The 13,023-nt window shown below is 57.1% G+C and carries 3 protein-coding genes; all 3 read left to right on the top strand.

Annotated features, from left to right (window positions below):
- Positions 1-4,498: amino acid adenylation domain-containing protein (locus M1B34_RS25120; RefSeq protein WP_268266522.1), on the top strand; the 4,498-nt coding region annotated here is incomplete at its 5' end.
- Complete coding sequence (locus M1B34_RS25115) at positions 4,498-12,381, top strand: non-ribosomal peptide synthetase (protein ID WP_268266521.1); 7,884 nt, start codon at positions 4,498-4,500, stop codon at positions 12,379-12,381. The genes M1B34_RS25120 and M1B34_RS25115, both read left to right, overlap by 1 nt.
- On the top strand, positions 12,381-13,023 hold a 643-nt coding region (locus M1B34_RS25110; protein WP_268266520.1), incomplete at its 3' end, for a condensation domain-containing protein. The genes M1B34_RS25115 and M1B34_RS25110, both read left to right, overlap by 1 nt.

Genomic DNA, 13,023 nt, shown 5'->3' with positions numbered 1-13,023 from the left:
CCTGGTTCCTGTCGAGGCTGAGCTGCTGGAAAAAGCCTTGTCGGCGGTGGTGCAGCAACATGATGCCCTGCGTCTGAGCTTTCAACCTGAGGGCGACAGCTGGCGTGGGGTTTTCCTGGCCCCTGCGGCGTCGCCAGGCGCGTCGTTGTTGTGGCAGGTGGAGGTGGCCGATCCTGCGGAGTTCGAGGCCCTGGGCGAGAAGGCCCAGCGCAGCCTAGACCTGGAGCATGGCCCGTTGATGCGTGCGGTGCTGGCGCAGATGGCCGATGGCAGCCAGCACGTGTTGCTGGTTATCCATCACCTGGTGGTGGACGGCGTCTCCTGGCGGGTGCTGCTGGAAGACCTGCAAACTGCCTATCGTCAATTGCAGCAAGGGCAAGCCCTGGTGCTGCCGGCCAAGACCAGTGCCTTCAAACACTGGGCCGAGCAGCTTGAAGGTTATGCCCACAGTTCGCAGATGGCCCAGGAGCAGGACTTCTGGATGGCGCAGTTGCAGGACGTGAGTGATTCACTGCCCTGTGATCGTGCCCAGGACCGGGACCTGCACTGTCACGCTCGGACGGTGCAGTCGCAGTTGAGCAGCAGCCTGACCCGTCAACTGCTGCAGCAGGCGCCTGCGGCCTATCGCACACAGGTCAACGATCTGTTGCTCACGGCCCTGGCGCGAGTGATCGCGCGTTGGTCGGGTAATGATTCGGTGCTGATCCAGCTGGAAGGCCATGGTCGCGAAGAGTTGTTCGATAACGTCGACCTGACCCGGACCCTGGGTTGGTTCACCAGCCTGTTCCCGGTCAAGTTGACCGCCAACGCCAGCCCAGAGGCGTCGATCAAGGCCGTCAAGGAGCAGCTGCGTGCGATCCCCAACAAAGGGCTGGGCTTCGGCGTTTTGCGTTATCTGGGGGAGGCCCCTGTACAGCAGGCCCTCAAGGCCCTGCCGGCACCGCGTATTACCTTCAACTACCTCGGGCAGTTCGATGGCAGTTTCGACAACACCCCGTCGGGCCTGTTCGTGCCGAGCGGTCTGGGTGGCGGCGCCAACCAGGACCCGCAAGCACCCCTGGGTAACTGGCTGACCCTCAATGGCCAGGTCTACGACGACGTGTTCACCCTGGGCTGGACCTTTAGCCTCGAGCGCTTCGACGTGGCCACCGTCCAGCATCTGGCGGATGACTACAGTGCCGAGTTGCAAGCGCTGATCGAGCATTGCTGCCGGGAGGAAAACGCCAGCCTGACCCCAAGCGATTTCCCATTGGCCTCGCTGGACCAGGCGCAACTGGACCAACTGCCGTTGGCCGCCCGGGATGTGGCGGACCTTTACCCGCTGTCACCGATGCAGCAGGGCATGTTGTTTCATTCCCTCTACCAACAGGCGACCGGGGATTACATCAACCAGATGCGCCTGGAGGTCAGCGGCCTGGACCTCGAGCGTTTCCGTGATGCCTGGCAGGCAACCCTGGACGCCCACGACATTCTGCGCACCGGTTTTATCTGGCAGGGCTCGCTGGAGCAGCCAGTGCAAGTGGTGTTCAAGCAGGTCGAGTTGCCGTTTCAGGTCATGGACTGGCGCCATCGCAGTGATCTGGCCCAGGCCCTGGAGCAGCAGGATCGTATTGAGCGCGAGACCGCTTTCGACCTGGCCCGTGCGCCGCTGCTGCGGCTGGTGCTGATCCAGACCGGGGACGACAGCCACCACCTGATCTACACCAACCATCACATCCTGATGGACGGCTGGAGCAACTCGCAGTTGCTGGGCGAAGTGCTGCAGCGCTACAGCGGCCACGGCCCGGCGGCCCAGCTCAGCCGCTATCGCGATTACATCGCCTGGCTCCAGGGGCAGGATCAGCAAGCGGACCAGGCCTTCTGGCAGGGGCAGCTGGCGACCTTCGAGGCACCGACTCGGCTGTCCCTGGCGCTGGCCCATCTGCCGTCGGCATCTGAGCACGAAGGCCGCAGCGTTCTTCATCAAGGCTTCGATGCCCAGCGTACCCGGCATTTTGCCGAGTTCGCCCGTGAGCAGAAAATCACTGTCAATACCCTGGTCCAGGCAGCCTGGCTGCTGCTTTTGCAGCGTTACACCGGCCAAGCCACCGTGGCGTTTGGCGCCACCGTGGCAGGACGTCCGGCCGACCTGAAGGGCATCGAGCAACAGATCGGGCTGTTCATCAACACGCTGCCGATCGTGGCCACGCCTGATCCGGTCCTGTCGGTCAGCGCCTGGCTGCAACAGGTGCAGTCGCAGAACCTGGCTTTGCGCGAACATGAACACACGCCCTTGTTTGAAATCCAGCGTTGGGCCGGGCAGGGCGGGGAAGCGCTGTTCGACAACATCCTGGTGTTCGAGAACTACCCGATGTCCGAGGCTCTGGAGCGGGGAGCGCCCGAGGCGTTGCGCTTCAGCTCGGTGGTCAACCACGAACAGACCCATTACCCACTGACCTTGGCAGTGGCGCTGGGGGAGACCCTGGAGTTGCATTACGGCTACGGGCATGAGTATTTCAGTGCCGCCGCCGTCGAGCAGATCAGTGGTCATTTCGCCCAACTGCTGGAGAGCCTGACTCACGCTGCGCCGCACACGTCCTTGGGCGAGTTGGCCATGCTGGGCACCTCCGAACGCCTGGCACTGCTCGGCAGCCCGGTGGCCGTTGCCGCCGTGGCCGAGGAGCCGGTGCACCGGCTAATCGAGCGTCGAGTGGCCGAGGCACCGGAGGCCGTGGCGCTGTTGTTTGCCGGCGAGCATTTGACTTACGGTCAACTCAACGCCAGCGCCAACTACCTGGCCGAGCGCCTGTTGGAGCAGGGTGTAGGCCCGGACGTCCGGGTGGGTGTGGCCTTCCCTCGCAGCCTGGAAGTGATCGTGGCCCTGCTGGCCGTGCTCAAGGCCGGTGGCACCTATGTGCCACTGGACCCGGATTACCCCGAAGAGCGTCTGAGCTACATGATGGCCGACAGCGGCATGGCGCTGCTCTTGACCCAGCAAGCCGTGTTGCCTCGCCTGCAGTTGCCCCAAGGCTTGCCGACCCTGATGCTCGACAGCCTGGCCGAGGGTTCCAGTCGCAACCCGGCTCCGGTCCTGGACGCCGACAACCTGGCTTATGTCATCTACACCTCGGGTTCCACGGGCCAGCCTAAAGGCGTTGCAGTCAGCCACGGTCCCCTGGCCATGCATTGCCGTGCCACAGCCCTGAGCTATGAAATGACGGCGGCTGATTGCGAGTTGCATTTCCTGTCGTTCGCCTTTGACGGCGCCCATGAGCGCTGGTTGACCACCCTGAGCCAGGGGGGACGTTTGCTGATCCGCGACAACCAGCTGTGGACCGCCCGGCAAACCTATGACGCGATCCGCCAGCATGGCGTGACCATGGCTGGTTTCCCACCGCTGTACCTGCACCAGCTGGCCGAGCTGGCCCAGCAGGATGGCAACCCGCCGCCCGTCAGGCTCTACAGCTTCGGCGGAGATGCCATGCCACGGGCCAGTTTCGAGCTGGTGCGCCAGGCCCTGCGTCCACAGATCATGATCAACGGCTACGGCCCGACAGAAAGTGTGGTTACGCCGCTGTTGTGGAAAACCGGCCCTCTGGATACCTGCCCGACGCCTTACGCGCCGATTGGTCGTTGCGAGGGCGATCGTCTGGCTTATGTGCTGGGCAGCGACCTGAATCTGTTGCCGGAGGGCATGCCGGGCGAGTTGTACCTGGGCGGCACGGGTTTGGCTCGTGGTTACCTCGACCGACCGGGCCTGAGTGCCGAGCGTTTTGTCGCCGATCCTTTTAGCAATCGAGGTGCCAGGTTGTATCGCACCGGTGACCTGGTGCGGCGTCTTGCCGACGGTAGCCTGGAGTACCTCGGGCGCCTGGACAGCCAGGTGAAGATTCGCGGCTTCCGCATCGAAATCGGTGAAGTCGAGTCCCGTCTGCAGCAATTGCCGGAGGTCAGCGAGGCCGCGGTCATTGCCCATGAGGGCCCCACCGGCCAACAGCTGTCGGCCTACGTGGTTGCAGCCGATGCCGGGCTGCTGCAAGCGCCGATCGAGGAGCAATTGGAACTGCGTAATCGGCTCAAGCGGCAACTGGCGCAGACCCTGCCCGAGTACATGGTGCCCAGTGGTTTCACCCTGCTGGCGTCCCTGCCGTTTACCCCCAACGGCAAGCTCGACCGCAAGGCCTTGCCGCTTCCCGATCTGGCCCACTCCGGGCGCGCCTATGCAGCACCGCAAAGCGAGTTGCAGCAGCGTATCGCGGCGATCTGGCAGGACGTGCTGAAAGTCGAGCGCGTCGGCCTCGACGACCACTTTTTCGAACTGGGCGGGCACTCGCTGCTCGCCACCCAGGTGACCGCCCGCATGCAGTTGGAGTTTGGCGCGAACCTGCCCCTGGACCTCTTGTTCAAGGCTGACTCGCTGACGGACTACGTCGAGTTGGCTTCCCCTTATTTAAACCTGGGTTCTGCGAGTGACCTCAGCGACCTGAGCGATTTCCTTTCGGAACTGGAGACAATTTGATGCGCAACACAGAACAACTGGCCCTGGTTCAACGCTTTGTCCGCCTGCCACTGGCCCAGCGCAAAGCTTTCCTGGAAAAACTCGGCAGCAAAGGCATGAGTTTCGTGCAATTGCCGATTCCGGCGGTACAGGATGAATTCGACACCATCCCTTTGTCCTACGCCCAGCAGCGCCAGTGGTTTCTCTGGAAGTTCGACCCCAGCAGCTCGGCCTACAACATCCCTACCGCCCTGCGCCTGAAGGGCGTACTGGACAGCGAAGCGTTGGAGGCGGCGTTCAACCAACTGATCGCCCGCCATCAGTCCCTGCGCACGACCTTCGTCGAAGAGGGTGAGCAGCCGCAGCAACGCATTGCCCAGCAGCAGGCCCTGCGACTGCAGCACAGTGCCTTGCCGGCTAACCTGCAAGGCGCCGAGCAGGAGGCCTGGATCAAGGCATTCGTCGAGAGCGAGACGCAACAGCCTTTCGATTTGGCCTCCGGGCCTTTGTTGCGGGTTTGCCTGCTGCAGGTGGCACAGGACGAACACGTGCTGGTGCTCACAGTCCACCACATCGTCGCCGATGGCTGGTCGATGCCGGTGATGGTCGAGGAATTGATCCAGCTTTACGCCGCCCAGCGTGAAGGCCGTGACGCCGAGCTGGCCGTGTTGCCGATCCAGTACGCCGACTACGCCATCTGGCAGCGCAGTTGGATGGAAGCGGGAGAGCGGGAGCGTCAACTGGCCTACTGGACTGCCCAGTTGGGTGACGAACAGCCAGTACTTGAACTGCCGAGCGACCGACCACGGCCGGCGGTCCAGAGCCTGCGTGGCGCGACCCTTGCGGTGCCCCTGGCCGAACACCTTAGCGCCGGGCTCAAACAACTGGCCCAGCAGCAAGGCGTGACCCCCTTCATGCTGTTGCTGGCGTCGTTCCAGACCCTGCTGCATCGCTACAGTGGGCAGAACGATATTCGCGTCGGCGTACCGATCGCCAACCGCAACCGTGTGGAAACCGAGCGCCTGATCGGCTTCTTCGTCAACACCCAGATCCTGCGTGCACGCTTCGATCAGCAGCCGACATTCAGTGCCTTGTTGCAGCAGGTCAAGCAAGCGTCCCTGGACGCCCAGGTCTACCAGGACCTGCCCTTCGACCAACTGGTCGAGGCCCTGCACCCTGAGCGGAGCATGAGCCACAACCCGCTGTTCCAGGTGCTGTTCAACTATCAGCGCGATGCCGGGCGCGGTGCCACTTCGCAGAACCTGGCGGGCTTGCAGGTCGAAGGCCTGGGCTGGGAAAACAACACGGCGCAGTTCGACCTGACCCTGGATGTGGTGGAAACCGAAGGTGGCCTGAACGCTTCATTGAGCTACGCGACTGACTTGTTCGATGCCTCGACGGTTGAGCGAATGGCTGGGCATTGGCTCAATTTGCTGCAAGCAGTGGTGAGCCAGCCGCAATTGGCGGTCGGCGAGTTGCCGATGCTGGACGCGTCGGAGATGACGCACACCCTGCGCGCCTGGAACCAGACCACCACCCACTACCCCAATCCGTTGCCGGTGCATCAGCTGTTCGAAGAACAGGCCGCACTCAAGCCGGAGTCGATTGCCCTGTTGTTTGGCGAGCAGCAGTTGACCTACGACCAGCTCAACCGTCGCACTAACCAGCTGGCCCATAAGCTGATCGAGCTGGGCGTTGGTCCCGAAGTGATGGTCGGCATTGCCGCCGAGCGTTCCCTGGACATGGTCATCGGTTTGATGGCCATCCTCAAGGCCGGCGGCGCTTACGTGCCGCTCGACCCCGAGTACCCGCAGGATCGCCTGAGCTACATGTTCGAGGACAGTGGCATTGACCTGCTGCTGACCCAGGAGCCTCTCTTGTCTGGCCTGCCGGTGTTTGGCGGGCAAACGCTGCTGTTGGAGGCGGATGTCAGCACCTACAGCGACGCCAACCCGCAGATCGAAGTGCTGGCGGAAAACCTTGCCTACGTGATCTACACCTCCGGCTCCACCGGCAAACCCAAGGGCGCCGGTAACCGCCATATCGCCTTGCACAACCGCCTGGCCTGGATGCAAGAGGCCTATCCGCTGGACGCCAGCGACACTGTGCTGCAGAAAACCCCTTTCAGCTTCGACGTTTCGGTGTGGGAGTTCTTCTGGCCGCTGATGACCGGTGCTCGTTTGGCCATCGCAGCCCCAGGTGAACACCGCGAACCGGAAAAACTCATCGCGACGATTCAACGTCACCAGGTCACCACCCTGCACTTCGTGCCGTCGATGCTCCAGGTGTTTATCCATGAGCCGGGTGTTGAACGCTGCACCCACCTCAAGCAAATCATGTGCAGTGGCGAAGCCTTGCAGGTGGATGCGCAGTTGCAGGTGTTTGCTCGCTTGCCGGCAGCCCAGTTGTACAACCTGTATGGCCCGACCGAAGCGGCCATCGACGTCACCCACTGGACCTGCGTGGACGAGGGTTTGGACAGCGTGCCGATTGGCCAGCCGATCGCCAACCTCTACACCCATATCCTCGACACTTCGTTGAACCCTGTGCCACAAGGTGCAACCGGTGAACTGGTGCTCGGCGGCCTGGGCCTGGCCCGTGGTTACCATCGCCGTCCAGCGCTGACCGCCGAACGTTTTATCCCCGATCCTTTTGCCGAAGTACCGGGCAGCCGTTTGTACCGCACCGGCGACCTGTCGTCCTATCGCGCCACGGGCGTGATCGAATACAAGGGCCGAATTGACCATCAGGTGAAGATTCGTGGCCTGCGTATCGAGCTGGGTGAGATCGAAGCGCGCCTGCTGGAACAGGAGACCGTGCGCGAGACCGTGGTCCTGGCCCTGGAAGGGGTCGGTGGCCTGCAGTTGGTGGGTTATGTGGTGCCTAACGTGTTCAGCGCCGACGCCGATGTACAGGCAGCGCTGCGTGAAGATCTGAAAGCGAAGCTGAAAGAAAACCTGCCGGACTACATGGTGCCGGCGCACCTGCTGTTCCTGGAAAACCTGCCGGTCACGCCGAACGGCAAGCTGGATCGTCGGGCCTTGCCGGCACCGGATGCCAGCCAGCTGCAGCAAGCCTATATTGCCCCGCAGAGCGAGCTTGAACAGCGTATTGCCAGCATCTGGCAGGACGTCCTGCGCCTGGAAAAAGTCGGAATCACCGATAACTTCTTTGAGTTGGGCGGTGACTCGATCATTTCCATTCAAGTGGTTAGCCGGGCTCGTCAGGCGGGTATTCGTTTTACGCCGAAAGAGCTATTTCAGCATCAAACAGTCTGTAGTCTGGCGGCAGTTGCTCGGTTAGACGACGTTGCTTCAACGACCGATTCGTCTCCTTTAGAGGGAGAGCTTGGGTTGCTGCCTATTCAGCGTTGGTTTTTCGAAGAAGATATCCCAGAGCGCCATCATTGGAATCAATCGATACTACTGAGACCAACTGAACTTATCGACGCCAAGCTTTGTGAGCAGGCACTTGATGAAGTGCTGAAACATCATGACGCTTTGCGTCAGACGTTTAATGAAAGGCCATCGGGATGGCGAACCGAGTATGGCGTGATGCCCAAGTACGCCGACTCATCTCCGGAGTCATCGGCATTCTGGCATACCGACGCAATAGATTTGACAGAGTTAGAACAGTGGGGGGTACGAGCGCAAAGTAGCTTGCGATTAGGTGACGGTCCGCTCCTGCGGGTTGTGTTGATGGGGCTAAAGGATGGTAGTCAGCGTCTGCTACTGGTCGCACATCATTTGGTAATTGATGGTGTGTCCTGGCGGATTCTTTTGGAGGACCTGCGTACAGCGTATCTGCAATTATCTGAAAAAATTCCAGTGCGTCTGCCTTTCAAGACCAGTTCTGTAAAAGACTGGTCTCTGCAGATTCAGGCCTATGCGGACAGTGAGGTTTTGCAACAAGAATTAGATTACTGGAAAGAGCAGTCGAGCGACGTAATTCAGGACCTACCTGATGTGAATGTGCAGGGTGCTCCGTTGTGCGAACAGGCGGTCAGTGTTTACACCGTACTGAGTCAGGATTTGACGCAAAAACTACTTCAGCAGGCGCCATCAGCCTATCGCACTCAAGTTAATGATTTGCTATTGACCGCGCTGGCACGGGTTATCAGTCGATGGACGGGCACTTCCAGCGTTTTGCTGCAACTTGAAGGTCACGGGCGAGAAGAGCTTTTCAAGGATGCTGACCTAACACGTACGATCGGCTGGTTTACCAGTATGTTTCCGGTAAAGCTCACTCCGGCTGAAACCATTGGCTGTTCTATCAAGGAGATCAAGGAACAACTAAGAGCTATTCCCAATAAAGGTATTGGCTATGGCATATTGCGTTATCTGGGCAATGCGGATACTCAGCAGATGCTTTCGGCGTTAGCCACGCCGCGAATCACATTTAACTACCTTGGTCAATTCGATAGTAGTTTTGACGAGAAGACGTCTCTTTTCCTTCCCAGCGGAGAACAGCGAGGTTCAGAGCGTAGTCCTAAGTCGCCTCTTGGTAATTGGTTGAGTCTTAATGGCGAGGTTTTTGGGGGGCAGCTCAGTATGGGTTGGACCTTCAGTGCTCAGATGTTTGCTCGAGAGTGCATAAAAAAACTGGCTGATGAGTACGCTCAGGAACTGGAATTTTTGATAGAACATTGTATTTCTATCGAAAGTCCCGGTGTAACGCCCTCCGACTTTCCATTGGCCGGACTTACCCAGGGCCAGTTGGATACGCTGCCATTTGCCTGTAATAATATTCAAGATATTTATCCACTATCACCGATGCAGCAAGGAATTCTCTTTCACTCTCTATCCGAAAATGCGGAAGGCAGTTACATCAATCAAATGCGTATGGACGTTGAGGGGTTGAACTGTGAGGCCATGATCATGGCTTGGCAGGCGTCACTCAATAGTCATGATATTTTACGTACTGCATTTTTATGGCAGGGCGGACTTGAACGACCGGTTCAATGTGTTCATCGAGATGTTGATTTACCTTTTGTCGAGTTGGATTGGAGATCGCGTGAAGATGTGAAAGCGCATTTGGACTGTTTGGCTGATGAGCAGAAGAGTAAAGGGTTTGACCTACTTGCTCCACCGTTGCTGAGGGTTGCCGCAGTACGTATTGAGGATGACCGTTTCCATTTGATCTACACCTTCCACCATATCTTGATGGATGGTTGGAGCAACTCACAACTACAGGGTGAATTACTCCAGCGATATGCAGGTCAATCTCCGGTCCCTCAGTCGCTTCACTACCGGGACTATATTGCTTGGCTGCAAGATCGCGATCCCCGTATCAGCGAGCGTTTCTGGAAGGAACAGTTGGCATCCCTGCAAGCACCAACCTATTTATCAGGTGCACTCTCAGATTCCGCGAGTGCTGATGCAACGTCTTACGGTAATGTTTTCAAAATTATTGATCCTGTGCTCACCAAGCGGCTGGGTGAGTTTGCCAGACAACAACGAGTGACACTTAATACCATGGTTCAGGCTGCATGGTGCCTGCTGCTGCAGCGTTATACCGGTCAGCAGACAGTAGCATTTGGTGCCACTGTTGCCGGGCGTCCAACTGAACTTGACGGTATTGAGCAACAGGTGGGTTTATTCATCAATACTTTGCCAGTCATCAGTACACCACTGCCGGAATATCAGATAGGTGATTGGCTCAGATCTCTACAAGAATTGAATCTAGAACTGCGTGAGCATGAGCACACACCGTTATTTGAGATTCAACGATGGGCAGGGCTTTCTGGCGGCGCGCTGTTTGACACGCTACTGGTTTTTGAGAACTACCCTCTGTCCGAAGCGCTGGAAAAAGGTGCTCCTAAGGGGCTGCGTTTCTCAAATGTGGGCAGTCATGAGCAGAACAGTTATCCGTTGACATTGCTTGTCGATCTCGGTGATGTACTTTCTTTGCATTTTAGTTATGCAAAAAGTTTGTTGTCGAATGCCAGTGTTCAAGCTATAGGTACACATCTGCAAATGCTGTTGTTAAGTTTTGTCGAGCAGTCGCAAGAGTGTTTGGGTTCACTTAATATGATGGCTCATAGTGAGCGACAACGTATTTTGCATGATTGGAATGCGGAGGAAGAGGGGGGTAACTACCCACAGTGCATTCATCACTTGATTGAAAAGCAAGCTGCACTCAATCCCGATGTGACGGCACTGATTGATGGGCAAGAGGTAGTTAGCTATCGGCAGCTCAATGAAGCGGCAAATAGGCTGACGTATCGATTACATGAATTGGGAGTTGGCCCTGAAGTTTGTGTTGGAGTGGCACTGCAGCGCAACACCAATATGGTTGTAGCGTTACTTGCTGTTCTAAAATCTGGTGGTGCCTATGTGCCGCTTGATCCTAACTATCCGGCACAACGACTGTCGCATATGATCCAAGACAGCCGTGCGCAGGTGTTATTGACAGATAATTCATCTCTCAGTGCCCTACCGGAGTTTGCTGGTAACCTGGTTTTGGTGGGCGAAAGTCTTGAATGTGAGCATGGCAGTATTGAAAATCCGCAAAGTGGATGTACACCTCAGAACTTGGCTTACGTGATTTATACATCAGGTTCCACTGGCAAGCCTAAGGGTGTTGCTATTACCCATGATAACGTTGCAGCGTTGGTTCGGTGGACGCAGGAAACGTATAAAAAAGAGCAAATGCGAGGTGTTCTTGCATCAACTTCAATTTGCTTTGATCTGTCTGTCTGGGAGCTGTTTGTTACGTTGGCCTGTGGTGGTTACTTTGTGTTGGCTCGCAACGCATTGGAGTTGCCTGATTTACCTGCTCGTGATGAAGTTTGTCTAATAAATACAGTGCCATCCGCCGCGTCGGCTCTGCTCTCTAATCACCAGATACCTACCTCGGTGAAAACCATCAATCTGGCAGGAGAGCCACTACGTCAAAATTTGGTGGATCGTTTGTATGCCGAGACTTCTATTACCCAAGTGAACGACCTTTACGGTCCCTCTGAAGACACGACTTACTCAACCCATGCTCGTCGGGAGCGAGGAGGGCAGGCGAATATTGGTCGGCCGTTGCTGGCGACGCAAAGCTACATTCTCAGTCTCGATTTCCAACCAGCACCTTTAATGACGGCCTCAGAGCTGTATCTCTCGGGAGCAGGAGTAACCCGTGGCTACCTGGGACAGCCTGCTTTAACAGCATTGCGTTATCTGCCGAATCCTTACGGTAAACCTGGTAGTCGGCTTTATCGTACGGGTGATTTGACACGCTACGATGCTGACGGGGTCATTCAATATGTCGGTCGTATCGATCATCAAGTAAAAGTTCGAGGATTCCGAATTGAGTTGGGCGAAATCGAATCTCATTTGCTGTCGTTGTCAGAGGTCAAGGATGCCGTAGTAATCGCTTTGGATACGCCAAGCGGTGCGCAATTGGTTGCTTATATTGTTGCATCTGAAACCGTAGTTACTGACACGCAGGAGGAGGTTAGCCTACGGCGAGAAGTTGTTAGAAGTAATCTAAAACAGCATTTGCCCGATTTTATGCAGCCCACCCACCTGCTGTTCCTTGAGCAACTGCCTCAGACACCGAATGGGAAGCTTGATCGTAAAGCCCTACCTCGTCCGGACGAAGTTGCAATGAACATCTATCTGGCCCCTCGAACAGTGTTGGAGCAGCGCATTGCTGACTTGTGGGGTGCGATTCTGGGGGTTGAGAAAATTGGGGTGAATGATCACTTTTTTGAACTGGGTGGGCATTCATTGCTTGTGACTCAATTGGTATCACGCTTGCAACTCGAGTTTGGTTTGAATCCGGGTATGCAGTTGGTTTTCCAGTTTCCTTTACTGGGGCAGTTTGTTGAGCAACTTGAGAAAAAATCAGAGTCGCTCAATGTAGAAAAACTCAACACGTTGCACCTGTTGTTTGATGAATTGGAGGAGATTTGATGGATCGTAATACAGCATTGGGTGTGGTTGAGCGTTTCATGACCCTTACCGCAGACAAACGTAAACGCTACCTGGCGATGATGCTTGAACAAGGCGTATCGCTGGCCAACTTGCCTATCCCGAAAGGCCAGTCGCTGAACACGCAGCCACCTCTTTCCTATGCCCAGCAGCGACAGTGGTTCCTTTGGCAGATGGATCCTCACAGCGCTGCCTACCATATCCCGGTTGCTTTACGCCTGCGTGGAGTACTTGATCTGGCGGCGTTGCGCAGCAGTTTCCAGAGCCTGGTGACTCGCCACGAGACACTGCGCACTACCTTTGCGCATGACAACGGTTCTCCTTATCAAATCGTGCACGATCATATGGACTGTGAGGTGCACGTCGACACTCTGGCAGTCGATGAGACGCCACTGGAAACAGCCATAGCCGCATTTGTTGATCGGGAAATTCAGCAGCCTTTTGATCTGCTGACCGGCCCGTTGTTACGTGTGAAATTGTTGAAGCTGGCCGAGGATGATCACGTCCTGACGGTCGTTCAGCATCATGTGGTTTCCGATGGCGCATCCATGCAGGTGATGGTGGATGAGTTGATGGAGTTTTATGCCGGTTACAGCCAAGGACATGAGGTTGTGCTGGCGGAGT

This window comes from Pseudomonas morbosilactucae, from assembly GCF_023241715.1.
GTDB lineage: Bacteria > Pseudomonadota > Gammaproteobacteria > Pseudomonadales > Pseudomonadaceae > Aquipseudomonas > Aquipseudomonas morbosilactucae.
The sequence above is the reverse complement of the archived record's forward strand: the minus strand, read 5'-3'. Positions and strand labels throughout refer to the sequence as shown.

What these genes read in the sequence shown, in the direction of transcription:
- M1B34_RS25115 (WP_268266521.1), top strand. Translation starts at nt 4,498, where the DNA reads ATGCGCAACACAGAACAACTGGCCCTGGTTCAACGCTTTGTCCGCCTG.